Here is a 25,360-nt window from a genome sequence, read left to right as displayed (position 1 = left end):
AGTTTTAATATAATAATGTATAATGAACGAAGCTAAGAAACTAATCCAACAGATAACAGAAGGCATTCAAGATAAAAAAGGAAAAAAGATCGTTATCGCCGATCTTACCAAAATAGACGATACAATATGCAACTATTTCGTCATCTGCCAAGGAAATTCTCCCAGCCAAGTGACAGCTATCGTTGAATCCGTGAAAGATTTTTCCCGCAAAGGCGCCGATAGCAAACCTTCTGCCATAGACGGACTGCGCAATGCCGAATGGGTGGCCATGGATTATTCCGATGTACTGGTACATGTATTTTTGCCGGAAACAAGAGAGTTCTACAATCTGGAGCACCTCTGGGCCGATGCCAAACTAACCCAAATCCCCGACCTCGATTAATTTAGACATATGGACAATAACGCTAATAAGAAACCCAATAAAGTGAACATGCCAAAGTTCAACCTGAACTGGCTGTATATGATCATAGCCATGATGCTTTTGGGCTTATACCTCACCAACGAAAACGGTACGGCTACCAAAAATATCTCTTATGACGAGTTTCAACAATACGTACGCGATGGCTACGTGAGCAAAGTTATCGGCTACGATGACAATTCCGTAGAAGCGTATATCAAACCGCAATATGTAAGGAATGTATTCCGACAAGACTCGGCCCGAGCCGGCAAGAATCCTCTTATCACCACCGAGGCCCCTTCACGCGAAAGTTTAGGCAACTTCATACAGAAAGAAAAAGACGAGGCTCGTTTTGACGGCTCCATCAGCTACGAGAAAAAAAGGAACTATTTCAGTGCCATCCTTTGGCAGCTATTACCATTTGCAGTCCTCATCGGTTTCTGGATTTTCTTGTCTCGCCGCATGAGTGGCGGTGGAGGTATGGGAGGTGGCGGAGGCATCTTCAGTGTAGGAAAGTCCAAGGCACAATTGTTTGAAAAAGGTTCTCCCATCAAGATTACATTCAAAGATGTTGCCGGCTTGGCCGGAGCCAAACAGGAAGTGGAAGAAATTGTGGAATTTCTGAAAGAGCCACAGAAATATACAGACTTGGGAGGTAAGATCCCCAAGGGAGCCTTGCTTGTAGGCCCTCCGGGAACGGGTAAGACTTTGCTTGCCAAAGCTGTGGCCGGAGAAGCCAATGTACCTTTCTTCTCACTGGCAGGTTCCGATTTTGTGGAAATGTTTGTAGGTGTAGGAGCTTCCCGCGTTCGTGACCTCTTCCGTCAGGCTAAAGAGAAAGCGCCGTGCATCGTCTTTATTGATGAAATAGATGCAGTAGGCCGTGCACGTGCCAAAGCTGCCGCTATGGGTGGAAACGATGAACGCGAAAACACATTGAACCAGCTACTGACAGAAATGGATGGCTTCGGCTCCAACAGCGGTGTAATCATCCTTGCCGCCACCAACCGTGTAGATGTATTGGACAAAGCTCTATTGCGTGCCGGAAGATTCGACCGCCAGATACATGTAGATTTGCCCGACCTTAATGAACGCAAGGAAGTATTCGGTGTTCACCTGCGTCCCATCAAGATAGACGACACGGTAGATGTTGACTTGCTGGCACGCCAGACACCCGGTTTTTCGGGTGCGGATATAGCCAACGTCTGCAATGAAGCGGCGCTGATAGCCGCACGCCATGGCAAGAAGTTTGTAGGCAAGCAGGATTTCCTGGATGCTGTAGATCGGATTGTAGGAGGTTTGGAAAAGAAAACGAAGATTACCACCGAAGAAGAACGCCGTTCCATTGCCATCCATGAAGCCGGTCATGCCAGCATCTCTTGGTTGTTGGAATATGCCAATCCACTGATAAAAGTAACCATCGTACCTCGCGGACGCGCTTTGGGCGCAGCCTGGTATCTCCCCGAAGAGCGCCAGATAACCACTAAAGAACAGATGCTTGATGAAATGTGCGCCACTTTGGGCGGACGTGCTGCCGAAGACCTGTTTTTAGGTAGAATCTCGACAGGCGCAATGAACGATCTGGAGCGCGTGACCAAACAAGCATTTGGCATGATAGCCTATCTGGGTATGAGTGAAAAACTTCCCAACCTCTGCTATTACAGCAATGACGAATACGCCTTCAACCGTCCGTACAGCGAAAAGACTGCCGAGCTGATTGACGAGGAGGTGAAGAAAATAGTAAACGAGCAGTACGAACGTGCCAAGAAAATCCTTTCAGACAACAGTGAAGGACACAACAAACTGGCACAACTGCTTATCGACAAAGAGGTAATCTTTGCAGAAGATGTCGAGCAAATTTTCGGAAAGCGCCCATGGGCTTCCCGTTCCGAAGAAATCATCAGCGCAACCAAGGTTTCCGATGAACTGAAGAAAGCGGAAGAAAAGGAAGCCAAGATAGCCGCGAAAACGGAAAAAGAAGTGAAAGAGGAAGGAGAAACGGAAACAGAATCTAAAAAATAAAACGGAAACACCGTGAAAAACAACTTTATCCAACGTGCCATTACAGGCGTGTTATTCGTAGTAGTATTGGTGGGCTGTATTCTTTACAGCCCCCTTTCATTCGGCATATTATTTACTGTCATCAGCGCATTGAGCGTGTATGAATTCGCCCATTTGATGAATCAAAACGGAGAGGTCAGCATCAATAAGACCATTACAAGCCTGGGAGGCGCCTATCTGTTCCTGGCCCTGACCGGTTTTTGCACATCCACATCGGATGCACGGATATTCCTGCCTTATCTGGCGCTACTGCTCTATATGATGATAACAGAATTGTATCTCAAGAAAAGTAATCCTACGGGCAACTGGGCTTTCTCCATGCTTAGCCAATTGTACGTGGCACTGCCTTTCGCCTTGCTGAACGTGCTTGCTTTCCAAAACACCCCTGAGACGGGCAGTGTAACCTATAATCCCATTCTTCCCCTTTCAATCTTCGTCTTTATCTGGCTGAGTGACACAGGAGCCTATTGTGTGGGGTCATTGATAGGCAAGCATCGCCTTTTTGAGCGCATCTCCCCAAAGAAATCGTGGGAAGGAAGTATCGGAGGCGCGATTTTCTCCATAGCCTCATCGTTTGTCTTCGCGCATTTCTTCCCTTTTATGTCCGTATGGCAATGGGCAGGCCTGGCAGTGACCGTCGTTGTTTTCGGTACGTGGGGAGACCTGACCGAATCGTTGATGAAACGCCAATTAGGGATTAAAGATTCGGGACACATCCTGCCGGGACACGGCGGAATGCTCGACCGTTTTGACAGCGCACTGATGGCAATCCCCGCGGCAGTCGTTTATCTGTATATCCTATCTATGCTGAAATAGTATTCCGGTCATTTTTTCCCGCAAAAAGAAAGAGGGCACGGAACTGTCAAAAGCTTCCGTACCCTCCGCACTACTACTACACACAACGCTTTCTATCTTAACTGCATCTTGGACAAGTCTTGGTTCTGCATTTTTTCCATATTGCCACCCGATTCTTTGCGGTTGAACACCACCTCTACCTTGCCGTTCTTTTCCGAATTCAGCTTCAGTTTGATGCCTTTGGTTTCGGGAGTCATATTCAGACTGTTCAAATTGTATGATACCGCACCGTAAGCACGAGATCCGGTTACGTCATCATAAGTATTGTAACGCAATTCCAAGTGAATATATCCGTCATCTCCATACAGTTCCGCGTCATCCGACGGACGTACCAGAGAGATGCGATGCTTTGTTTTGGCGGGCAAGTTTTGGAGAAAGAAAATATTCATGTAACCGTTGCTGATGCTGATGTCGCTTTTAAAAATAAGAACAGGATCATTGCCCAATTCCCCATCAGTTTCAGGAGTCAAAGTTTCCACTCCTTTGGTCAGCACATTTTGCAGGCGAAGTATCTTCACCGCATGGTCAAATCCCTCATAATTATCCCATAAAGGATTGAACACGGTTATCACCCGCTGACCGTCTGCCGGCTCATACCAGCCCATATCCGTATTCACGGGCCAAAGCGTGCCCCAGACGTCACAGTCCAGATAAAAAGAACTTCCGGTGACGCGCATGGTAGCCCACAAGGGAGGCGTATAATCACCGATCGAATATCCGTCATTATCATCACACGATTGCAATGCCGGCCACACCGCCAGGCATATTGTCATAAACAGCCAATGTAGTTTTTTCATAATCAAAATCCTTTCGTTTGTTTCTGTATAAAAAAAGACAAGAGCCGTGCATTTACTGCACCGGCTCTACTTCTTTTAACAAAAATCTCCAATAACGACTACTTCAGATAACGTTCATTAAGCAATTCCACCATTTGGCGGGCGGCATGCTTGGGCGCTCCGGCCTTTCCGAGACGGGACGCCATATATTCGTAACCATCAAGCATTCTCCCGCGATACTTCTCATCATGTAAGATGCGTTCCAGTTCGGCACGTACCTGCCCCACCGTCATGGTATCGGCCACCAACTCCTTGACTACTTCGCGGTCGGCAATCAGATTGACCAGAGAAATGTACTTCACCTTCAGTACATGACGTTTCAAGAAAGCGACCAGCTTCCCGGCAGGTGTATGATAGCACACCGCCTGAGGCACGCGGAACAGGGCTGCCTCCAGCGTAGCCGTGCCCGAAGTTACCAACGCTGCCTCAGCCTGCTTCAGCAGAGAGAATGTCCGGTCGAAGATGATTTTCACATCAGCCTGTCCTATATACTGTCTGTAATATTGGGGAGAAATGCCGGGAGCACCAGCCAACACCAACTGATAATCGGTAAAAACAGAAGCAGCCCGAAGCATATCAGGCAGATTATCTTTGATTTCCTGCTTGCGGCTACCGGCCAATAAGGCAATGACAGGCTTTGAAGACAACCCGCCAGCCTGCACAAAGCCGTCAAAGGTTTCCGTATCGGAGGCAAGGAAAGCCGTCACCTCATCCATGGTCGGATTACCGACATAATGTATCGGATACCGGTGCTTTCCTTCAAAGAACTCCACCTCGAACGGGAGGATGGAGAACAATTCATCCACATCCCGCTTGATGTTCTTGATGCGGTACTCTTTCCATGCCCATATCTTGGGAGAGATATAATAGAAGACAGGAATTTGCGTACAGGCATGCACGAACTTGGCTATTTTCAGATTAAATCCCGGATAATCCACTAAAATCAATACATCCGGCCGCCATGCCGCAATATCTTCCTTGCAACGTTTCATATTGGCGAAAATCGTGCGCAAGTGCAGCAATACAGGAATAAAGCCCATATAAGCCAAGTCTCTATAATGCTTCACCATCGTTCCACCCACTGCCGCCATCAAATCGCCGCCAAAGAAACGAAACTCCGCCCCGGGGTCTTCTGCTTTCAGGGCAGCCATCAGGTGAGACGCATGCAAGTCACCGGAGGCCTCACCGACAATCAGGTAATACTTCATGTCCGATTAAAACCAAGTTTTCAGTTCATCAATCAATCCATAAGCCGTGGCATCCACGGTAGTCGGAGTAATGGCCGCATAGCCGTTGGCGAGCGCCCAATGGTCATTCTTCTCGTTGGCCGCATCCGTATCTTCAAACTCACCGGTCAGCCAGTAATACCGGGAGCCTCCCCTGTGGGCAAAGTCTTCCCATTCATTCGTCCACCGGCCCCTGGCCTGCTCACAGATTTTTATGCCTTTCAGCTCCTTTGTGTCCGGGAAATTAACGTTCAGGCACGTCAACGGCGGCAGCCCCTTCTCCAATACCCGGCGGGCTATCTCGCGCACATAAGGCCCCGCAGGTTCAAAATCGGCATTCGGCTCATGGTTGCAGAGAGAGAAGCCGATGGAAGGCACACCTTTCAGGCAACCTTCGATCACCACCCCCATCGTGCCCGAATAGTGTACATTCACCGAAGAGTTGTCTCCATGATTGATGCCTCCCACCACCAGATCGGGCTTACGGTCGAGCACGGTATGGAAGGCCAACTTCACACAATCGGTCGGCGTACCGGAACATTTATAAACAGTAAGTCCCACATCCTTACGAAGCAGCCGGTAGTGTATCGGCTCCGTAACCGTCAGCGCGCAAGCACTGCCCGAACGCGGAGCGTCCGGCGCCATCACCACGATCTCGCCCAGAGGACGGAGAAACTTTATTAACTCGCTAATACCTTTCGCAATGATGCCGTCATCATTGGATATCAATATCAAAGGTTTCTGATTTTCCATATCTCTACATTAATTATGAGCACAAAATTAGCTAAAAAGAAAGAAAGTCCAGCCCTTTCCATGCAAATAAAAGTGTCTCTGCCACAAGCGGCATTAGCATCTCTCCTCCCGGATACGCCTGCACATCGGCCGGAACATCAGGGCTTCTATTGTATGAGATATACATCTCATACATTGAGAGATGTGCATCTCGAACAGCATGAGATGTACATCTCGAACATTGAAAACTGCTATATGAAACATTACAAAGCACTGTATGGAACATCGCAAAGAAAGCCATCGGGCAGTGTGGCTGCCCGCATCGACCCTCCTGAAGACACGGCAAGCACTGAAAACAAATCTTAATCTTCTGCAAGCGAGGCAAAAAAGCCGCCGCTTTTCAATATTAATATGTATATTTGCCCGTTAAATCAGAGGGAAATACGGCTCAGGCAATCCGGTGGCAGGGCAATGTCCTACCTTGAGTTATTAACAAAAAAGCCGACTTATCAACTGTTTTTGCAATCTCCCTCTTTTTTAATAGGCACTATTCGGAAATAATCACTTATTTCGCTGCCGATAAAATATTGAGATTATGGGAAAAATTATTGCTATGGCTAACCAAAAGGGTGGCGTGGGAAAGACTACGACGACAATCAACCTCGCAGCCTCGCTCGCCACGCTTGAAAAGAAAGTGCTCGTTGTGGACGCAGACCCGCAGGCCAATGCCTCTTCGGGCTTGGGCGTGGACATCAAGCAGTCGGAATGTACTATCTACGAGTGCATTATAGACCGTGCAAACGTACGCGACGCCCTTCACGACACGGAGATAGAAACCTTGAAAGTAATCTCCTCACATATCAATCTGGTAGGCGCAGAGATAGAAATGCTCAACCTCAAGAATCGCGAAAAGATACTGAAAGAAGTGCTTGCCCCCCTGAAAGAAGAGTTTGACTATATCTTGATAGACTGCTCTCCTTCCCTGGGACTGATCACCGTCAACGCACTGACCGCCGCCGACTCTGTCATTATCCCCGTACAAGCGGAATATTTTGCACTGGAAGGCATAAGCAAGTTGCTGAACACCATCAAAATCATCAAATCAAAACTGAATCCGGCACTCGAGATCGAAGGTTTCCTGCTGACAATGTACGATGCACGTCTGCGCCAGGCCAACCAAATCTACGACGAAGTGAAGCGCCACTTCCAGGAACTGGTGTTCAGCACCGTCATCCAGCGCAACGTGAAGTTAAGCGAAGCTCCGAGTTACGGTCTGCCCACCATCCTGTATGACGCGGACTCCACCGGAGCCAAAAACCACATGGCACTTGCCAAAGAATTAATCAGCCGTAACAACCACTAAAAGAAGAAGAACCATGGCACAGAAAAGAAATGCATTAGGACGCGGGCTGGATGCCCTGCTTTCCATGGATGAAGTTCAAACCGAAGGCTCTTCCTCCATCAATGAAATAGAGCTGTCCAAAATAACGGTCAACCCCAACCAGCCCCGCCGTGAATTTGACCGGACAGCGTTGCAAGAACTTGCCGATTCCATCGCGGAAATCGGAATCATACAGCCCGTCACCCTGCGCAAGCTGGACAGCGGTGACGAATATCAAATCATCGCAGGCGAACGCCGTTTCCGCGCTTCGCAGCTTGCGGGACTGAAAAGCATCCCCGCCTATATCCGCACCGCCGATGATGAGAACGTCATGGAAATGGCGCTCATAGAAAACATACAGCGCGAAGACCTGAACTCCGTGGAGATAGCTCTTGCATACCAACACCTGCTGGAACAATACGGGCTTACCCAAGAACGGCTCAGCGAGCGCGTAGGCAAGAAACGCACCACCATCGCCAACTACCTGCGCCTGCTGAAACTGCCCGCCCCCGTACAGATAGGCTTGCAGAACAAGCAGATAGACATGGGGCATGCCCGTGCGCTGGTAACCCTCGGCGACCCCAAACTGCAGGTCAGGATATACGAAGAGATTCTGGAACACGGCTACTCCGTACGCAAGGTGGAAGAAATCGTAAAATCCCTGAGCGAAGGCGAAACCATAAAAAGCGGTTCCCGCAAGATCGCCCCCAAACGTGCCAAGCTGCCCGAAGAATTCAACATGCTGAAGCAACAACTTTCAGGCTTCTTCGACACCAAAGTGCAACTGACATGCTCGGAAAAGGGAAAAGGCAAAATCAGTATCCCTTTCGGCAACGAAGAAGAATTGGAACGTATCATAGGCATTCTTGATACACTGAAGAAATAAATGACGAAAAAAAGAAGAATATACCAAACCTGCATTGCCCTGCTGATTTGCTTTTTGCAGACGGCAGGGATTGCTATGTATGGACAAGACCGCCCGCGTGCCGCCGCCAAACGGACGCACCGGATACAGGCAGACACTCTCGCCGCACAGCGAACCGACAGCCTGAACGCGGACAAGACGGCGGCCTTACGGGAGCTCCCGGCAGACAGCATCGCCATAGCAGACAGCATTGCTGACGAAAACAAGAAGAAACTGCTCCGAATGACCGCTTCGCCGGAGCTGAAAGCACAGCCCGTCCCGACAGACACCCTGCGGAAAGCCATAAGCCCGAAGGTATGGGTTCCGAATCCCATCAAAGCAACGTGGCTGGCTCTCGTCGTCCCCGGCGGCGGACAAATCTACAACCGGAAATACTGGAAGCTGCCCATTTTCTACGGAGGCTTTGCCGGTTGCGCATACGCATTGACCTGGAACGGGAAAATGTACAAGGACTACGCGCAAGCCTATAAAGACGCCGTAAATGAAAACTGGACATCAAGCAGCATCACAGACCTGCTCCCTTCCGGATACATAGACAAAGTATCCAAGACGCAACTGACCGAAACTCTCAGGAAGCGGAAAGATACCTACCGGCGCTACCGCGACCTGAGCATCTTTGCGTTTATCGGGGTATATCTGCTATCTATGGTAGATGCCTATGTGGATGCCGAGCTGTCCAACTTCGACATCACCCCAGACCTCAGCATGAGAGTAGAGCCTGCCGTGATCGAGAGCCGGATGAATGGTTCGTCCGGCAAGTCCGTAGGCGTGCAATGCAGTTTCCGATTCTAAGAACCAACTAAACCTAAAATATAATCACCAATGACAAATAATCCCGCTTATATGAAGAAAATCATCATCGGTTCCTCACTCTTGTTCTGCAGCTTCCTTGCCCCCAAAACGCATGCGCAGGAAAGTGTGGATGTATTCATCCATGAAAACGGAACAGAACGCAAAGAAACCATCGACCTGCCCAAAAGCATGACCTACCCGCTGGACAGCCTGTTCACGGACTGGAAAGCCAAAAACTACATTGACCTGGGCAAAGATTGCAGCACCTCCAAGGAGAACCCGCTGTTCAGCGATTCCGTATATATGGACCGCTTGTCGCGCATGCCTACCGTCATGGAAATGCCCTACAACGAGATAGTACGCAAGTTTATCGACATGTACGCCGGACGCTTGCGCAACCATGTGGCTTTCATGCTAAGCGCCTGCAACTTCTACATGCCCATTTTTGAGGAAGCCCTGGACGCTTACAACCTGCCCCTCGAACTGAAATACCTGCCCATCATCGAGTCCGCCCTCAACCCGTCCGCCGTATCCCGCGCCGGAGCTTCCGGCTTGTGGCAATTCATGATCGGAACCGGAAAAATCTACGGGCTGGAGAGCAACAGCCTCGTGGACGAACGTCGCGACCCCATCAAAGCCACTTGGGCAGCAGCCCGCTATCTGCGTGACATGTATGACATCTACAAGGACTGGAACCTGGTGATCGCCGCCTACAACTGCGGTCCCGGAACCATCAACAAAGCCATCCGCCGGGCCGGAGGACAAACGGATTATTGGGATATCTACAACTTCCTGCCTAAAGAGACACGCGGTTACGTACCCGCATTCATTGCTGCCAACTACGTAATGACATATTACTGCAAGCACAATATATGTCCCATGGAAACCAATATCCCGGACGCCACAGACACCGTGCAGGTGAACCGTAACCTTCATTTCGAGCAGATAGCCGATATTTGCGGCATTAACATAGATGAAATAAAAAGCCTGAACCCCCAGTACAAAAGAAGCATCATTCCGGGGGAAGACAAGCCGCAAACTCTCCGCCTTCCGATGAACTGCATCAGCACATTTATTGACAGGCAAGACACTATTTACACCCATCGCAGCGACGAACTGTTCAAGAACCGCAAGACAGTGGCCGTTTCCGACACGCGCTCCGCACCGCGCAAAGGCAAAAGCAGCACCACAGGCAATGCCAGTTACCACAAAATCCGCAGTGGAGAGAGTCTCGGCAGCATTGCCCGCAAATATGGCGTCACCGTCAATCAGTTAAAAAGTTGGAACGGGCTGCGAAATACCAAAATCTCGGCAGGAAAGCGCTTGAAGATATATAAATAAAGACATAAACGCTTGCCCGGTGTTGAAATTTGCTTATTTTTGCAAAAGTGAATGAAGAAAGGAGAAACAGTATTATGGAAGAAAGTGTAAGCCAGAAAGAGAAAGTTGAAGAAGAAATGATTGAACAGGCATTCCAGGAACTGTTGAACGACTATTTGGCAACCAAGCACCGCAAACGCGTCGAAATAATAACCAAAGCATTCAACTTTGCCAACCAAGCACACAAGGGTATCAAACGCCGTTCGGGAGAGCCCTACATCATGCATCCCATCGCTGTGGCAAAGATTGTCTGCAACGAAATAGGGCTCGGTTCAACCTCAATCTGTTCGGCATTGCTCCACGATGTAGTCGAAGACACCGATTACACGGTAGAAGACATTGAAAATATCTTTGGGCCGAAGATCGCCCAAATCGTGGACGGACTGACAAAAATATCAGGAGGCATCTTCGGAGACCGTGCTTCCGCACAGGCGGAAAACTTCAAGAAGCTGCTGCTCACCATGTCTGATGACATCCGCGTCATCCTCATCAAGATAGCAGACCGCCTGCACAACATGCGCACCCTGGGCTCCATGCTGCCCAACAAGCAGTTCAAGATTGCGGGAGAAACCCTCTATATCTATGCCCCGCTTGCCAACCGACTGGGGCTGAACAAGATAAAGACGGAGTTGGAAAACCTGAGCTTTAAGTACGAACATCCCGAAGAATACCGCGAAATAGAAGAAAAGCTGGAAGCGACAGCCGCCGAGCGCGACAAGGTGTTCAATGAGTTCACCAATCCGATACGCGCCCAACTGGACAAAATGGGACTGAAGTATCACATTCTCGCACGGGTGAAATCCATTTATTCCATCTGGAACAAAATGCAGACCAAGCATGTGCCATTCGAGGAAATCTACGATCTATTGGCTGTACGCATCATCTTCGAGCCACGAAATATGGAGGAAGAGCTGAACGACTGCTTCGACATCTACGTCTCCATCTCCAAAATATATAAACCGCACCCCGACCGCCTGCGCGACTGGGTGAGCCACCCCAAAGCCAACGGCTACCAGGCTTTGCACGTCACCCTCATGGGCAACAATGGTCAATGGATCGAAGTCCAGATTCGCAGCGAACGTATGAACGACGTAGCCGAACAGGGATTTGCCGCACACTGGAAGTACAAAGAAGGCGGAGGCAGCGAAGACGAGGGCGAACTGGAAAAATGGCTGCGTACCATCAAGGAAATTCTGGACGATCCGCAACCGGATGCCATCGACTTCCTCGATACCATTAAACTGAACCTGTTTGCTTCGGAGATATTTGTCTTTACCCCGAAAGGCGACATCAAGACCATGCCGCAGAACTGCACGGCACTGGACTTCGCCTTCTCACTGCATACCGACATAGGTAGCCACTGCATCGGAGCCAAGGTAAACCACAAGCTGGTTCCCCTCAGCCATAAGTTGCAAAGCGGTGATCAGGTGGAGATATTGACTTCCAAGTCGCAGCGTGTGCAGCCCGAATGGGAAGTATATGCCACTACCGCCCGCGCCCGCGCCAAAATAGCAGCCATCTTGCGCAAAGAAGCGAAAACCTATCAGAAAGAAGGCGAAACGATGATAGCCGATTTCTTCAAGGATGAAGACATCCGCATTGATGACACGGCGTTGGAAAAACTGACAAAGTTACATAATTTCCACACTCATGACGAACTGCTTGTAGCCGTCGGAAGCAAGAAGATTGTTCTGGGAGACGCAGACAAAAATGTTTTCAAAGAGAGACAGGGCACTAACTGGAAGAAATTCCTGACTTTCTCTTTCGGAAACAAGGACAATAAAGAGAGCAAAGAACAGCCGGAAGAAAAGACACCGCAGGAAAAGATCAATACCAAACAAATCCTGAAACTGACGGAAGAAACCATCTCAAAAAATTATATCATGGCAGATTGCTGCCATCCTATCCCCGGAGACGACGTTCTGGGCTACATAGATGAAGATAACCGGGTAATCATCCACAAACGCCAATGCACTGTTGCCGCCCGCCTCAAGAGCAGCTATGGCAACCGCATCATCGCCACGGAATGGGATACCCACAAGGATCTCTCTTTTCTTGTCACCATATATATAAAAGGTATAGACTGCATGGGGCTGCTGAATGAAGTGACACAAGTCATTTCACGCCAGTTGAATGTAAACATCCGCAAACTGACGATTGAAACCGACGACGGCATCTTTGAAGGAAAAATACAACTCTACGTACATGATGTGGACGATGTGCGCACCATCTGTAACAATCTGAAGCAGATACAGAACATTAAACAAGTGACGAGAACAGAGGATTAAGCGGGAAGGACAGATTGTCAGGAAGGAGAATCGTCAAGATTCTCCTTCAATGTCTCTATCTGTTCATAAGTAAATGCATCCAGCGCATCACGCATGCCAACCAGTTCTTCACGGATAGATTTCAGCCGGTCAACGATCTCGAAGTTACGCAAAGTAGCCTCTTTATTATCTTTCATGCGTTGCCGGGCTCCGGGCAATGTCATACCTCTTTCCCTCACCAGATGATAGATAAGCTTAACGGTTTCGACATCCTCCTCCCGATACTGCCGTATGCCACGCCCCCCCTTCTTGGGATTGAGTTGCGGAAACTCTTTTTCCCAAAACCTAAGCAGCGATTCGTTAACATTGAGCATCCGGGCCACTTCACTGATGGAATAATACAGTTTTAACTTTTTATCCGTATTCAACATCTATTCTTAAATATTAATCTAATACTTTGCCATGATTGGAAGCAATTTGTATCATGCGGTCATAGTCCTCGGCACTTAAATCCATAAAATAGTAATTGACAGGATTTACCACCCGACCTTTCACATGCACCTCATAGTGCAAGTGAGGGCCTGTACTTTTACCAGTGCTACCCACCTCTCCGATAACCTCACCACGCACTACCTTCTTACCGGGCTTCGTGCGAAATCCCTGCAGATGAGCATACCACGTTTGATATCCGAAACCATGATCAATAATAACAACATTTCCGTAACCGGTTTCCCATCCTGCCTTAATGACCGTGCCGTCACCGGTCGCATAAACCTCCGTGCCGGGATGAGCCGAGAAATCCATTCCCTCATGGAACTTTGCAGTACCGTAAATGGGATCTATACGCATTCCATATCCGGAAGCAGTCTGACGCAAATCTTTATTGGAGATCGGTTGGATGGCAGGCATGCACCGCAACATTTCATCATGGTTCTTGCACATATCCACCACATCATCAAAAGAACGAGACTGAATGTAAAGCTGTTTGGTAAGCATATCCAACTTCTGGGTAGTATTAACCACCAATTCCGAGTTTGCCATATCCATCAAATGTTCGTAACGATTTGTACCGCCGTATCCGGCCTTACGAATGGCCGTAGGAACCGGATCTGCCTGAAAAATAACCCGATATAGGTTATCATCACGCTGCTGTATATCCTGCAACACTCCCATTGCCTCGTCCAACCGGCGCGAAAGCACATTGTATTGTGCCTGAAGCTGGCTATTCTCCTTCCGTAGCTCCTTCTCTGACGGTGACCCGAAAATAAGCAACAGCACAATGAAGCTGCCCGCCCCCAGTCCCATCCCAATGAATAACCGACGGAGAATACTCACCGCCCGTTGCCGGACAGTGGGATAAATACGGTCGTACGTCTGCGTCTGCGGATTATAAATGTAGTAAACTTTGCGCATCTTAGGAAATATTTCGCTTGTCAATACGGCAAAAGTAATAAAAACAAGCTATCTTTGCACCGTTTTTTAAGGAATTATGAATAACGAATGATGAATTATATTTTTTTAGATGCTTCATATATCTAAGGATTCATAGTTTATTTTCATACGGATAGATGTCATTTCCCTGTAATTCATAATTCAACATTCACAATTCATAATTACAAAAGAGTATGTTGACTGCAAATGAAATCAGAGACTCATTCAAGAGTTTCTTCGAAAGTAAAGGTCACCAAATTGTGCCTTCGGCTCCGATGGTGATTAAAGATGACCCCACATTGATGTTTACCAATGCAGGGATGAACCAGTTTAAAGATATTATTTTGGGTAACCACCCGGCGAAATATAAAAGAGTTGCGGACTCACAGAAGTGTCTTCGCGTCAGCGGAAAGCACAATGACCTCGAAGAAGTAGGTCACGATACCTATCACCACACCATGTTCGAGATGTTAGGCAACTGGTCGTTTGGAGACTACTTCAAGAAAGAAGCCATCTCTTGGGCATGGGAATACTTGGTAGATGTTCTGAAACTTGATCCGAAAGACCTCTACGCAACCGTATTCGAGGGCAGTCCCGAAGAAGGTTTGGAACGTGATAACGAAGCTGCTTCCTACTGGGAACAATTCTTGCCGAAAGACCATATCCTCAACGGAAACAAACATGATAACTTCTGGGAAATGGGTGATACGGGGCCATGCGGTCCGTGCTCCGAAATACATGTGGACTCTCGTACGGAGGAAGAAAAGGCCAAGGTTCCCGGCTCACAGTTGGTAAACAAAGACCACCCGCAGGTAATCGAAATATGGAACCTTGTGTTCATGCAATACAACCGCAAGGCTGACGGTAGCCTCGAAGGACTACCCGCCAAAGTAATCGACACAGGCATGGGATTTGAACGCCTGGTACGCACCCTGCAAGGCAAAACCTCCAACTATGATACGGATGTCTTCCAACCGATGCTGAAAGCAATTGCTGATATGGCAGGAACCACATACGGTAAGAATGAACAGCAAGATATCGCCATGCGTGTGATTGCCGACCACATTCGTACCATCGCTTTCTCCATCACCGACGGACAGTTGCCAAGCAATGCAAAAGCAGGTTACGTAATCCGCCGTATCCTTCGCCGTGCCGTTCGCTACGGTTATACCTTCCTCGGACAGAAGCAAGCTTTCATGTACAGACTCCTTCCCGTGCTGATTGAAAACATGGGTGGTTCTTACCCCGAACTGATTGCTCAGAAGGAACTGATTGCTAAAGTAATCAAGGAAGAAGAAGACTCTTTCCTCCGCACACTCGAAACCGGTATCCGTCTGCTGGACAAGACCATGGCAGATGCCAAAGCAGCCGGCAAGACTGAAGTCAGCGGTAAAGATGCCTTTACTTTATACGATACTTTCGGTTTCCCGCTCGACTTGACCGAACTGATTCTCCGCGAAAACGGTATGACTGCCGATCTCAACGAGTTCAACGCCGAAATGGAACAGCAGAAATCCCGTGCCCGCAACGCCGCCGCCATTGAGACCGGTGACTGGATTACACTGAAAGAAGGCACTACCGAGTTCGTAGGTTACGATTTCACTGAATATGAAACATCCATTCTGCGTTACCGCCAGATAAAACAAAAGAACCAGACGCTTTATCAAATTGTATTGGATAAAACTCCGTTCTATGCCGAAAGTGGTGGTCAGGTAGGTGATACTGGTGTATTAGTCAGCGAGTTCGAAACCATCGACGTGATTGACACGAAGAAAGAGAACAACCTCCCTATCCATATCACCAAGAAGTTACCCGAACATCTGGAAGCACCAATGATGGCATGCGTAGATACTGACAAGCGTGCTGCTTGTGCCGCCAATCACTCAGCTACCCACTTACTGGATGCTGCGCTTCGTGAAGTTCTTGGCGATCATGTAGAACAGAAGGGTTCTTTGGTTACTCCCGATTCTCTGCGTTTTGACTTCTCCCACTTCCAAAAGGTGACGGACGAAGAGCTTCGCCAGATAGAACACATCGCCAATGCCAAGATACGCGCCAATATTCCTTTGAAAGAATACCGCGACATGCCGATTGAGGATGCCAAAGAACTCGGTGCTATCGCCCTCTTCGGTGAAAAGTATGGCGATCATGTACGTGTCATCCAGTTCGGTTCTTCCGTTGAGTTCTGCGGAGGTACGCACGTTGCCGCTACCGGAAACATCGGTATGGTGAAGATTGTATCCGAAAGTTCTGTAGCAGCCGGTGTACGTCGTATCGAAGCTTACACAGGTGCACGTGTAGAAGAAATGATGGATACCATTCAAGATACATTACGTGACTTGAAGGCTCTCTTCAACAATGCTCCCGACCTTGCCGGAACGATTCATAAATATATTGAAGAGAATGCCGGACTAAAGAAGCAAGTAGAAGACTTCATGAAAGAAAAGGAATCTCAACTGAAAGATAAGTTGATGAACAGCATTCAGGAAGTGAATGGTGTGAAAGTCATCAAATTCTGTGCTCCATTACCTGCTGAAACGGTAAAGAACATCGCTTTCCAGTTGCGTGGTCAGATCACAGAAGATTTGTTCTTCGTTGCCGGAACAGAATATGAAGGAAAACCGATGCTGACAGTGATGCTGAGCGACAACCTCGTTGCCGGTGGATTGAAAGCTGGAAATCTGGTAAAAGAAGCTGCCAAGTTGATTCAAGGCGGTGGCGGTGGTCAACCCCACTTCGCAACTGCCGGAGGCAAGAATGTAGACGGATTGAATGCGGCTGTAGATAAAGTGATAGAGTTGGCTGCACTGTAAGCGTCGGCTCCCTTGAACGAAACAAATAGTAACTCCGCTTTCGGCAGAAGCTCGAAAGCGGAGTTCTTTTTTTATAAAGAGACACCTTCCTTGAAGGAATAATATTCTCACAGAGCGTTATATTGTAAAAAAGAAAGCGTAACTTTGCAGCGTCCGGCAGGAGAAATTGCCGGACACATAGAAAGCGTTTTCTGCTTTATCCTTTATCTTGAAGTCTGGAAAATTTCAAATGCAAGGGGATAGAGACAATGTAACGCTCATTCTGTTTGTATATGTGCGAGAACAGCCTGCGCTGTATCTTGTTCATTATATGTTTCTTCACTCATCCTTGCAAGGCTTTTCCAGACGCCTAAGATATGATGAGTAGAACAAGTCTCACGCTTTCGTCATATAATAACGAAACAACACGCTTACTTCGGAGACTTACGGGCATATCGAAAACTATGTTATTCAATTCTATTGAGTTTCTACTCTTCCTGCCGATAGTCTTTCTGCTCTATTGGTTCGTATTCAAGCGCCTGCGTTGGCAAAACTTGTTTGTGGTAGCGGTCAGCTACGTGTTCTACGGTTGGTGGGATGTACGTTTCCTGCTGCTCATCGCCCTTACCACGCTGTTCAGCTACGCCAGCGGATTGCTGATAGCCCGCTATGAAGGGCAACGCAAACGGCAGAAGTGGGTCAGTGCCGCCAATATCGTCCTCAACCTCGCCATTCTCGGCGTGTTCAAGTATTACAATTTCTTTGCCGAAAGCCTTGCCGACTTGTTCCGGTGCTTCGATGTAGAATTGAGCCCGGTGACGCTGAACCTGTTGCTACCCGTGGGCATCAGCTTCTACACCTTCCAAGCGTTGAGTTACAGCATCGACGTGTATCAGAAGAAGCTGCCCGCCTGCCGCGACCTCGTAGCCTTCTTTGCCTACATCAGTTTCTTTCCGCAATTGGTGGCAGGCCCCATTGAGCGTTCCACCAACCTGCTGCCCCAGTTCTACAAGCCCCGCACCTTCGACTACGCACAAGCCGTAGACGGTTGCCGACAGATGCTTTGGGGCTTCTTCAAGAAAATGGTGGTGGCGGACAACTGCGCGGCGGCGGTCAACCTGATATGGGATGATTATGCAAGCCAAAGCGGTTTCACCCTACTGTTAGGCGGCATCCTTTTCACCTTTCAGATATACGGGGACTTCTCCGGCTATTCGGACATCGCCATCGGCACCGCCCGCCTGTTCGGCATCCATCTGATGCGCAACTTCAACTTCCCCTACTTCTCGCGAGACATCGCCGAGTTCTGGCGGCGTTGGCACATCTCGCTCACCACGTGGTTTCGCGACTACATCTACTTCCCGCTGGGCGGCAGCCGTTGCACCCGTTGGAAGGTGATGCGCAACACGCTGATTATCTTCCTCGTCAGCGGCTTCTGGCACGGAGCCAACTGGACGTTCATCGTTTGGGGCGCTTATCATGCGTTGCTATTCTTCCCGCTGATGCTACTGGGACGGAACCGCAAGCACACCGACGCAGTGGCCGAAGGACGCTTGCTGCCCGGCATCCGGGAAGCCGGGCAAATGTTGTCGACCTTTCTCCTCGCCGTGATTGGTTGGATTATCTTCCGGGCGGAAAGCATCGGGCAGGCATGGGATTATCTCGGCGGCATCTGCTCTCCGTCATTATTCAGCTTCTCCATGCAACATGGCAAAAGGGCATTGCTATATGTCTGCATCTTGGTGGTTGTGGAGTGGCTGCAACGCGACAAGCAGCACTCCATGCAGATAGACGGAATCGGTTGGCTGAAATCCCGCAGCATACGTTGGGGAGTATATATTCTATTAGCACTTTTCACTTTAGCTTTTGCAGGCACACAAGCTGAATTCATTTATTTCCAATTCTAAGACATATGAAAGTATTTATAAAGAAAATAGCTATATTGGCAAGCATCCTTATTGTTTTAATTCTTACGGCAACACAGCTTCCAATGGACCAAGACAATTACCTAAAAGCCTACAACAAGAAATGTGAATTACTGGAAAACACACATTCCCCCAGAATTATTTTTGTTGGTGGCAGCAACTTGGCTTTCGGATTAGACAGTCAACGAATAAAAGACTCGTTAAACATCAATGTCATTAATTACGGACTTCACGCTGGAATTGGACTGAAATATATGATTGATGACATATCAGAATATGCAAGAAAAGGTGATGTCATTGTATTTGCCCCCGAATACGACCACTTCTATACAACTGCTTACGGAGAAGAAGCTATCTCCTCACTTATGGTGGCGAGTCATTGGAAGAAAGCATATCTGCTTGGCATAAGGCAATGGATAAATGTATTAAGTGGAATTCCCCAATTAATAAGGGAAAGTACTTTAACACCAAAAAATAAAACTCCCAAAGATTACCGAGCCTCCGGCTTTAATGAATACGGAGACGAAATACAGCACTGGACTTTAGAAAGTCGAGGTTCCGGTGCAATTAAACCAATCAAAGAAACGTTTAATAAGCAGTTTGGTAACTATTTTATAGAGAAAGTCAAAACGCTTCAAAAGGTATGTTCTGTTTTTGTTATTCCGCCAATTTATGTAGAGAAAGCCTATAATAAGAACAAGAAAAAAGTACACGAGGTTGAAGAGTTTCTCAGGGAAAAAGAATGCCCATTCTTAGTTACACCTGAAACACACGTGCTGAGTGATGAAAATGCATATGACACCTATTATCACATGAACCGTCAAGGAGTAGATAAATATACCTCCTATATTATAGAAGAATTAAGGCCTTTGCTCAAAACAAATAAAAATCCCATTGCACCGAATGAAAAATAATTTCTGAAATCCTCGACATTGCCTCTGCGATGCTACATCTTTAGAAACTGAATTTATAGATACAACAGATATCTTTCCCCTCCGAAGCAGCAATTACCAACCATTAGAGCATCAGCAACTTAGGAGTTTATTTCGGTTTACAAGAATTAAACAGTCAGTTTAACGTCAGCAAACGCTTGGTTTATCGGTAGTAAACTCACAGTCCAACAAGGGTAAACGCACGACGTACATTGCCGCTAACGCAACCGTGGTTACAGTAACCGTGGTTGCGTTAGCGATGCAAAAGAAAAAGGTCGTTTTTACAGAGTGCCACATTAGCTTCGTAATGTACTACATTAGCGAGCTAATGTAGACCTTTACAAAAACAGTACTCACTCTATCTGTTCCGAAGGATAATTCACCAAATAAAGTGTTCCCGTGGCACGGGTAAAGGCGGTGTAGAGCCAACGGAAATAATCGGGTGTCAAGTACTCGTCCGTCATGTAGCCCTGGTCCAAGAAGACATTCTTCCACTGCCCGCCCTGCGCCTTGTGGCAAGTCACGGCGTAGGCGTACTTCACTTGCAGGGCGTTGTAATGGGGGTCGGCCTTCATCTTCTTCATGCGCTCGCGCTTCACGGTGATGTCGGCATAGTCTTCGAGCACGGTATAGAAAAGGCGGTCGTTGTCCGCTTTGGGCAAGGCGGGAGCATCGCTGTGCAAGGTGTCAAGCAGCAAGTTGACCTCCAACTCCCAATCATTGTAATCGGGAAAAGCAAGGGTGACGTCGGCAAAGCGGAAGCCGTACAGTTCACGCGTGCGGCGCACCCGGCGCACCACCGCCGTCTCACCGTTGGCGATGAAGTCGGGCACTTGCGCCACCGCCACTGCCTTTTCCCCGTTACGCGCCATGTCTGTCTGAAGCCGTTCCGTCCAGAAATAGTTGTTCTTCGCCACCATCAACAAATCACCGGTATTCAGTTCATCCTCGCGCCAGAGGATTTGCGCACGAATGCCATTATTATAAATATTCGCCCGTTTATTGGAACGGCATATCACAATTGTCTCATTCATTCCATCACTATCGTAACACTGCTCCAGCGTATCAATCAGCTCGTTACCTTGCAACATCCTGATGTCTGCAAAGCCTGTCAATTTAAACTTAGGCAGAGAGGAACACTCACCTCCGGCTATCAACTGCCGAAGACGAGTGGCATTCCACAGAATTCCCGACTGCTGCTCTTGTCTGACGACCTGCGTCAAATCCACCTCCAAGACTTCCAAGCCATAGCCCTTCAACGCTTCGGCAAAGAGGGCCGGGCTCTGTTCTTCGCCCACCGGAGGCAACTGTGCCGTATCTCCCATCAGCAAAAGCCTGCAACCCTGCCCTGAATAGACAAACTGCACCAAATCATCCAGCAGTCTCCCCGTGCCGAACATTGCGCCGGATAGCCCTTCATTGGAAATCATCGAAGCTTCATCTACTATATACAAAGTATGAGTTGTTAAATTATCATTCACGGAAAAGTTGCTCACTTCATTAGAAAAAGATTGCTGTCTATAAATTTTTTTATGAATTGTAAATGCCGAATGTCCCGCGTATGCAGAAAAGACTTTCGCAGCACGTCCGGTTGGAGCCAACAAGACTGCTTTTTGCTGCAATTGGTCCAACGTCCTCACCAAAGCTCCAACCAGCGAAGTCTTACCCGTTCCGGCATAACCACGAAGCAAAAAAGCCACCTCATCACGGGATGAAAGGAGAAACTCTGACAAAGTTTTTACAGCAATTTCTTGCTCAGAAGTTGGTTGATAAGGAAAATTTTCCTTAATTTGCCTTTCTAAATAGTTATTTATCATTTTTGTAACAGAAAAAAGTAAAGGGAACTATCGTTATTAAATTAATTTCTTTTATTTTTGCGGTGCGAATATAACAACTAAAAAACATATTTATCATGAAAACAGTATTTAATGTCATTTTAGGCTTATGTGCTTTGGCTTTAATTTACGTTTGTTACGCCAGCATCATGGGACCTATCAATTTCGAAAAAGAAAAGAAGCACAGAGATGCTGCTGTTATCGCCCGTCTTATGGACATCCGTAAGGCGCAGTTGGAGTACCGTGCATTGCATGGCCAGCAATACACCGCCAGCTTCGACACCCTGATTGCTTTCGTCAAAAATCAGAAGATTCCTTTTGTATTTAAGCAAGGAGAGTTGAACGATAAACAGTTGGAAGACGGTTTGAATGATAAGAAAGCTATCGCTATTATCAATAAAGCTAAAAAAACAGGCAACTACTCAGAAGTCCAGAAATTGGGTCTGGAAAACTTCAAACGTGATACCATGTGGGTAGCTGTTATGGATACAATCTTCCCGAAAGGCTTTAATGCCGATTCTTTAAGATATGTTCCTTTCGGAAATGGAAAGCAGTTTGAAATGGCAATTAAAAACGACACCGCCAAGTCCGGTGCTCCTTTCTGCCTGCTCGAAGTGAAGACTCCATACGAAACATACCTGAATGGTCTGGACAAGCAAGAAATAGCCAATCTCAAAGATGTGCAGACTAAACTTGGCAAATACTGTGGTTTGATGATCGGTAGTTTGGAAACAGCCAACAACAACGCCGGTAACTGGGAATAATCTCATCCCGACAAAATATGATAGAAACGATTGATTTCAATAAATCGGAACAATACACATTATCCATCCGTCTCAGTGCGGATGGATTTTCTTTTTCTGTCTTTAACCCTCTGGTTGAAGGAGAACTCTCTTTTTATGATCATAAGGTCGATGAAAGCCTTTCCCTCACCGCTAATCTGAAGCAGACTTTCCGCGCAACAGAATGGTTAAGTCACCCTTATCGACGTGTAAACATACTCATGGCAGACAAGCGCTTTACCTTTATTCCATTGGAGTTTTTTGAGGATGAACAGGCCGAAAACGTTTTCTATCACAATCACCCGAAGCGGGAAAACGAATTGATTCAGTACAACATTCTGCATAAGAATAACATCGTCGTACTTTTCGGAATGGACAAGAGTGCCTGCACCTTCCTGCAGGAACAATATTCCAATGTAAGATTCTACTCACAGTCCAGCCCTTTTATCGAATTCTTCGCAGCCAAAAGCCGTTTGGGCAACAGTCGGAAAATGTATGCACACCTGCGAAAAGATGCAGTAGATATATACGGATTCGAGCGTGGACATCTGCTTATTGCCAACTCCTTCGGATGCAATACCACTCCAGACCGCCTATACTATCTGTTATATATATGGAAACGGCTCGATTTCAATCAGGAGCGCGACGAACTCCATCTCACAGGCGCACTATCCGATAAAGAACAGTTATTATCCGAACTGAGAAAATTTATCCGGCAGGTATTCATCATGAATCCGGCCACTAATCTTGACCTACAAGCCATTACCTCATGCGAGTAATCAGTGGAATATACAAAAGAAGGCGTTTTGATGTGCCTCATTCCTTCAAAGCACGCCCCACAACAGATTTTGCCAAAGAAAATCTGTTCAATGTGCTATCCAACTATATTGATTTTGAAGACGGAGTATCCGCCCTTGACCTTTTTGCCGGCACAGGCAGCATCAGTATCGAACTCATTTCCAGAGGATGTGACCGGGTTATCAGTGTGGAGAAAGACCGTGCCCACTATACATTTATCTGCAAAGTGATGCAGGAAGTCAAGACCGACAAATGCCTGCCCATCTGCGGTGATGTATTCAAGTTCATAAAAAGTGGACGAGAACAGTTTGACTTTATCTTTGCCGACCCTCCCTACGAACTTACCGGTCTGGAAACCATCCCCGATCTCATCTTCGAGAAAGGTTTGCTGAAAGCAAACGGCCTGTTCGTACTGGAGCACGGAAAGAGTAATAACTTTGAGGACAATCCGCATTTTGTGGAAAGAAGGGTATATGGAAGTGTAAACTTCTCGCTGTTCAAATCATAAAAGCGGAGCCATCAACCGTACCACACTCTCAGCCGCCTTCTGATGCCAAGGGCGCTTTACCCAATTTTTCAAAAAGACTTGCACACAATCCCGTTGATCCTGCAAGAAGATCTCACGCATCCGGAGGGCCGTCTCCGTATCGTAAACAAACGCATTTACCTCAAAGTTATGCTCGAAGCTTCGGAAATCCACATTCGTAGAACCTACCGTGGACAGTTCATCATCCGAAACCATCAGTTTGGAATGCAGAAAACCTTTTTTATACAAATAGACCTTGACGCCCGAACCGAGTGCATCTGCCAGATAAGAGCAAGAGCCCAAATGCGTCAAACGGTTATCAGCACGGCAAGGTATCATCAAGCGCACATCCACCCCCGAAAGCGCCGCTGTCTGCATAGCGATGATTACCGCTTCGGTAGGCAGGAAATAAGGAGTCTGTATATAGAAATATTTCTTTGCCCCACTGATGGCCATGACAAGCCCCTGCATAATTTCTTTCCACGGGCCTACCGGCTCACTTGTCACGATTTGTACCAATGAAGAGCCACAAACCTCCAATTTCGGAAAGTAACGGGCAGAAGTGATCAGCGTGCGATCTACAAAATACCAGTCAAGCAGAAAGGCAGTCTGCAAGCCGTGAACAGCCTTACCTTCCAGCAACCAATGCGTATCCCGCCAAATGCCCCACGGAAATCCGCACATATAGCGCTCTGCCAGATTCATGCCTCCGATAAAACCTATACGCCCGTCAATAACCACAATCTTCCTGTGATTGCGGTAGTTCACTTTACTGGTGAAAAGCGGAAAACGCACTTTCAGGAAGCTACGCACCTCAACACCGGCTTCCCGCATTTCTTCAAAGAAACTGTTAGGAACATGCCAGCACCCCACATCATCGTATATCACACGCACTTCTACTCCCGCACGGGCCTTTTCCATCAGGACATCCCGCACCAAACGGCCAATGGCGTCATCTTCGAAGATATAGAATTCCATGTGAATGTGTTGCCTGGCTTTCTGCAGTTCACGTAAAAGGGATTGCAGCATAGTGACTCCCAGCGTATAGGCTTCAACCCGGTTGCCGTCAAACGGAAAAGCCTGGTTGGTGTGTCTGAACAGAGAAATCAGGCGGCTATAAGCCATAGGCAAAGAACAGGAATCCTGTGCCAGATACTCTGCCATGGGTTTCTTCAGCAAACGGCCATAACTATTCCTCCCGATAATGCGCTCACGGCGATGGCTTCTCCCGAAAAAGAAGTAGAATATCAGGCCGACTACAGGCAGAAACATAAGTACCAATATCCACGCCATCGTCTTCACGGGATTACGATTATCGAGGATAATGACGACAATCGTTCCGATGATAGCTCCAAAATAGACAATGTCAAATGCTATTGTGGCAATCTGGCCGGCTATGTAGTTCCAATCAAACATGTATTCTCACAGATTATCAATGAAGAACAAAAATAGGAAAAAGGAAAGAATAAAAAGCACGGATCGCAAGG

General features: G+C 47.6%; 22 protein-coding genes. 15 read left to right on the top strand and 7 right to left on the bottom strand.

Annotated elements, in window-relative coordinates; translation table 11 throughout:
- Nucleotides 1-22: 22 nt before the first annotated feature.
- From rsfS to BACHE_RS06325, 3 genes are read left to right on the top strand one after another with little or no spacing between them, the layout of a single operon-like run.
- Nucleotides 23-382 (top strand): ribosome silencing factor, encoded by a 360-nt coding sequence (rsfS, locus tag BACHE_RS06335; protein WP_013546862.1) that lies wholly within the window; start codon nucleotides 23-25, stop codon nucleotides 380-382.
- Nucleotides 383-391: 9 nt separating this feature from the next.
- A complete protein-coding gene (ftsH, locus tag BACHE_RS06330; RefSeq protein WP_013546861.1) occupies nucleotides 392-2,419 on the top strand; it encodes an ATP-dependent zinc metalloprotease FtsH in 2,028 nt (675 codons plus the stop codon).
- Nucleotides 2,420-2,431: 12 nt separating this feature from the next.
- Nucleotides 2,432-3,274, top strand: a complete 843-nt coding sequence (locus BACHE_RS06325) for a phosphatidate cytidylyltransferase (RefSeq protein WP_013546860.1) — start codon at nucleotides 2,432-2,434, stop codon at nucleotides 3,272-3,274.
- Nucleotides 3,275-3,366: 92 nt separating this feature from the next.
- Here the strand turns inward: BACHE_RS06325 and BACHE_RS06320 are convergent, their stop codons facing one another.
- From BACHE_RS06320 to surE, 3 genes are all read right to left on the bottom strand, one after another.
- Nucleotides 3,367-4,110, bottom strand: coding sequence for a NigD1/NigD2 family lipoprotein (locus tag BACHE_RS06320; protein ID WP_013546859.1), 744 nt, complete (start codon nucleotides 4,108-4,110; stop codon nucleotides 3,367-3,369).
- 98 nt (nucleotides 4,111-4,208) lie between these two features.
- Complete coding sequence (gene lpxB / locus BACHE_RS06315) at nucleotides 4,209-5,357, bottom strand: lipid-A-disaccharide synthase (protein WP_013546858.1); 1,149 nt, start codon at nucleotides 5,355-5,357, stop codon at nucleotides 4,209-4,211.
- A 6-nt stretch (nucleotides 5,358-5,363) separates the two neighbouring features.
- Complete coding sequence (gene surE, locus BACHE_RS06310; RefSeq protein WP_013546857.1) at nucleotides 5,364-6,128, bottom strand: 5'/3'-nucleotidase SurE; 765 nt, start codon at nucleotides 6,126-6,128, stop codon at nucleotides 5,364-5,366.
- Nucleotides 6,129-6,143: 15 nt separating this feature from the next.
- Between surE and BACHE_RS06305 the strand changes: the two genes are divergently transcribed.
- The 6 genes from BACHE_RS06305 to BACHE_RS06280 all read left to right on the top strand — a co-directional run bounded on the left by BACHE_RS06305 (nucleotide 6,144) and on the right by BACHE_RS06280 (nucleotide 12,873).
- On the top strand, nucleotides 6,144-6,473 hold the full coding sequence (locus BACHE_RS06305; protein ID WP_041579234.1) for a hypothetical protein: 330 nt from the start codon (nucleotides 6,144-6,146) through the stop codon (nucleotides 6,471-6,473).
- 229 nt (nucleotides 6,474-6,702) lie between these two features.
- Complete coding sequence (locus tag BACHE_RS06300) at nucleotides 6,703-7,470, top strand: ParA family protein (protein ID WP_013546855.1); 768 nt, start codon at nucleotides 6,703-6,705, stop codon at nucleotides 7,468-7,470.
- Nucleotides 7,471-7,483: 13 nt separating this feature from the next.
- Entirely contained in the window at nucleotides 7,484-8,374 is an 891-nt protein-coding gene (locus BACHE_RS06295) for a ParB/RepB/Spo0J family partition protein (protein ID WP_013546854.1), read from the top strand.
- Nucleotides 8,375-9,205, top strand: coding sequence for a DUF5683 domain-containing protein (locus tag BACHE_RS06290; protein WP_013546853.1), 831 nt, complete (start codon nucleotides 8,375-8,377; stop codon nucleotides 9,203-9,205). It begins immediately after the preceding gene.
- A gap of 30 nt (nucleotides 9,206-9,235) precedes the next feature.
- Nucleotides 9,236-10,546, top strand: a complete 1,311-nt coding sequence (locus tag BACHE_RS06285) for a lytic transglycosylase domain-containing protein (protein ID WP_013546852.1) — start codon at nucleotides 9,236-9,238, stop codon at nucleotides 10,544-10,546.
- A 74-nt stretch (nucleotides 10,547-10,620) separates the two neighbouring features.
- On the top strand, nucleotides 10,621-12,873 hold the full coding sequence (locus BACHE_RS06280; protein ID WP_013546851.1) for a RelA/SpoT family protein: 2,253 nt from the start codon (nucleotides 10,621-10,623) through the stop codon (nucleotides 12,871-12,873).
- 17 nt (nucleotides 12,874-12,890) lie between these two features.
- Here the strand turns inward: BACHE_RS06280 and BACHE_RS06275 are convergent, their stop codons facing one another.
- Nucleotides 12,891-13,283, bottom strand: a complete 393-nt coding sequence (locus tag BACHE_RS06275; RefSeq protein ID WP_013546850.1) for a MerR family transcriptional regulator — start codon at nucleotides 13,281-13,283, stop codon at nucleotides 12,891-12,893.
- Nucleotides 13,284-13,296: 13 nt separating this feature from the next.
- Nucleotides 13,297-14,265, bottom strand: coding sequence for a M23 family metallopeptidase (locus BACHE_RS06270; RefSeq protein ID WP_013546849.1), 969 nt, complete (start codon nucleotides 14,263-14,265; stop codon nucleotides 13,297-13,299).
- 212 nt (nucleotides 14,266-14,477) lie between these two features.
- Here BACHE_RS06270 and alaS point away from each other — a divergent pair, with 212 nt between their 5' ends.
- The 3 genes from alaS (at nucleotide 14,478) to BACHE_RS06255 (ending at nucleotide 19,914) form a co-directional block, all read left to right on the top strand.
- Complete coding sequence (gene alaS, locus BACHE_RS06265; protein ID WP_013546848.1) at nucleotides 14,478-17,096, top strand: alanine--tRNA ligase; 2,619 nt, start codon at nucleotides 14,478-14,480, stop codon at nucleotides 17,094-17,096.
- Between the two features lie 443 nt (nucleotides 17,097-17,539).
- Nucleotides 17,540-18,982, top strand: coding sequence for an MBOAT family O-acyltransferase (locus BACHE_RS06260; protein ID WP_013546847.1), 1,443 nt, complete (start codon nucleotides 17,540-17,542; stop codon nucleotides 18,980-18,982).
- A 5-nt stretch (nucleotides 18,983-18,987) separates the two neighbouring features.
- Nucleotides 18,988-19,914, top strand: a complete 927-nt coding sequence (locus tag BACHE_RS06255) for a hypothetical protein (RefSeq protein ID WP_013546846.1) — start codon at nucleotides 18,988-18,990, stop codon at nucleotides 19,912-19,914.
- A gap of 371 nt (nucleotides 19,915-20,285) precedes the next feature.
- Here BACHE_RS06255 and BACHE_RS06250 read toward each other — a convergent pair whose 3' ends face one another.
- Entirely contained in the window at nucleotides 20,286-21,749 is a 1,464-nt protein-coding gene (locus BACHE_RS06250; RefSeq protein ID WP_013546845.1) for an ATP-dependent DNA helicase, read from the bottom strand.
- A 95-nt stretch (nucleotides 21,750-21,844) separates the two neighbouring features.
- Here BACHE_RS06250 and BACHE_RS06245 point away from each other — a divergent pair, with 95 nt between their 5' ends.
- The 3 genes from BACHE_RS06245 to BACHE_RS06235 are packed head-to-tail and all read left to right on the top strand — an operon-like array spanning nucleotide 21,845 to nucleotide 23,855.
- Nucleotides 21,845-22,531: a hypothetical protein gene (locus BACHE_RS06245; protein WP_013546844.1), complete on the top strand. Its 687-nt coding sequence runs from the start codon at nucleotides 21,845-21,847 to the stop codon at nucleotides 22,529-22,531.
- A 17-nt stretch (nucleotides 22,532-22,548) separates the two neighbouring features.
- Nucleotides 22,549-23,328, top strand: a complete 780-nt coding sequence (locus BACHE_RS06240; protein WP_013546843.1) for a DUF3822 family protein — start codon at nucleotides 22,549-22,551, stop codon at nucleotides 23,326-23,328.
- Nucleotides 23,319-23,855, top strand: a complete 537-nt coding sequence (locus tag BACHE_RS06235; RefSeq protein ID WP_013546842.1) for an RsmD family RNA methyltransferase — start codon at nucleotides 23,319-23,321, stop codon at nucleotides 23,853-23,855. The genes BACHE_RS06240 and BACHE_RS06235 overlap by 10 nt, the downstream gene beginning before the upstream one ends.
- Here the strand turns inward: BACHE_RS06235 and cls are convergent.
- Nucleotides 23,850-25,289: a cardiolipin synthase gene (gene cls / locus BACHE_RS06230; protein WP_013546841.1), complete on the bottom strand. Its 1,440-nt coding sequence runs from the start codon at nucleotides 25,287-25,289 to the stop codon at nucleotides 23,850-23,852. The two genes, BACHE_RS06235 and cls, sit on opposite strands and share 6 nt — an antisense overlap.
- Nucleotides 25,290-25,360 lie beyond the last annotated feature (71 nt).

The sequence above is a fragment of the Bacteroides helcogenes P 36-108 genome, assembly GCF_000186225.1.
GTDB lineage: Bacteria > Bacteroidota > Bacteroidia > Bacteroidales > Bacteroidaceae > Bacteroides > Bacteroides helcogenes.
The sequence above is the reverse complement of the archived record's forward strand: the minus strand, read 5'-3'. Positions and strand labels throughout refer to the sequence as shown.

What these genes read in the sequence shown, in the direction of transcription:
- BACHE_RS06240 (WP_013546843.1), top strand. Translation starts at nt 22,549, where the DNA reads ATGATAGAAACGATTGATTTCAATAAATCGGAACAATACACATTATCC.
- surE (WP_013546857.1), bottom strand. Translation starts at nt 6,128, where the DNA reads ATGGAAAATCAGAAACCTTTGATATTGATATCCAATGATGACGGCATC.
- BACHE_RS06275 (WP_013546850.1), bottom strand. Translation starts at nt 13,283, where the DNA reads ATGTTGAATACGGATAAAAAGTTAAAACTGTATTATTCCATCAGTGAA.
- BACHE_RS06235 (WP_013546842.1), top strand. Translation starts at nt 23,319, where the DNA reads ATGCGAGTAATCAGTGGAATATACAAAAGAAGGCGTTTTGATGTGCCT.
- BACHE_RS06280 (WP_013546851.1), top strand. Translation starts at nt 10,621, where the DNA reads ATGGAAGAAAGTGTAAGCCAGAAAGAGAAAGTTGAAGAAGAAATGATT.
- alaS (WP_013546848.1), top strand. Translation starts at nt 14,478, where the DNA reads ATGTTGACTGCAAATGAAATCAGAGACTCATTCAAGAGTTTCTTCGAA.
- cls (WP_013546841.1), bottom strand. Translation starts at nt 25,289, where the DNA reads ATGTTTGATTGGAACTACATAGCCGGCCAGATTGCCACAATAGCATTT.
- BACHE_RS06300 (WP_013546855.1), top strand. Translation starts at nt 6,703, where the DNA reads ATGGGAAAAATTATTGCTATGGCTAACCAAAAGGGTGGCGTGGGAAAG.
- BACHE_RS06305 (WP_041579234.1), top strand. Translation starts at nt 6,144, where the DNA reads ATGAGCACAAAATTAGCTAAAAAGAAAGAAAGTCCAGCCCTTTCCATG.
- BACHE_RS06295 (WP_013546854.1), top strand. Translation starts at nt 7,484, where the DNA reads ATGGCACAGAAAAGAAATGCATTAGGACGCGGGCTGGATGCCCTGCTT.
- BACHE_RS06285 (WP_013546852.1), top strand. Translation starts at nt 9,236, where the DNA reads ATGACAAATAATCCCGCTTATATGAAGAAAATCATCATCGGTTCCTCA.
- ftsH (WP_013546861.1), top strand. Translation starts at nt 392, where the DNA reads ATGGACAATAACGCTAATAAGAAACCCAATAAAGTGAACATGCCAAAG.
- BACHE_RS06245 (WP_013546844.1), top strand. Translation starts at nt 21,845, where the DNA reads ATGAAAACAGTATTTAATGTCATTTTAGGCTTATGTGCTTTGGCTTTA.
- lpxB (WP_013546858.1), bottom strand. Translation starts at nt 5,357, where the DNA reads ATGAAGTATTACCTGATTGTCGGTGAGGCCTCCGGTGACTTGCATGCG.
- BACHE_RS06320 (WP_013546859.1), bottom strand. Translation starts at nt 4,110, where the DNA reads ATGAAAAAACTACATTGGCTGTTTATGACAATATGCCTGGCGGTGTGG.
- rsfS (WP_013546862.1), top strand. Translation starts at nt 23, where the DNA reads ATGAACGAAGCTAAGAAACTAATCCAACAGATAACAGAAGGCATTCAA.
- BACHE_RS06290 (WP_013546853.1), top strand. Translation starts at nt 8,375, where the DNA reads ATGACGAAAAAAAGAAGAATATACCAAACCTGCATTGCCCTGCTGATT.
- BACHE_RS06250 (WP_013546845.1), bottom strand. Translation starts at nt 21,749, where the DNA reads ATGATAAATAACTATTTAGAAAGGCAAATTAAGGAAAATTTTCCTTAT.
- BACHE_RS06255 (WP_013546846.1), top strand. Translation starts at nt 18,988, where the DNA reads ATGAAAGTATTTATAAAGAAAATAGCTATATTGGCAAGCATCCTTATT.
- BACHE_RS06260 (WP_013546847.1), top strand. Translation starts at nt 17,540, where the DNA reads ATGTTATTCAATTCTATTGAGTTTCTACTCTTCCTGCCGATAGTCTTT.
- BACHE_RS06270 (WP_013546849.1), bottom strand. Translation starts at nt 14,265, where the DNA reads ATGCGCAAAGTTTACTACATTTATAATCCGCAGACGCAGACGTACGAC.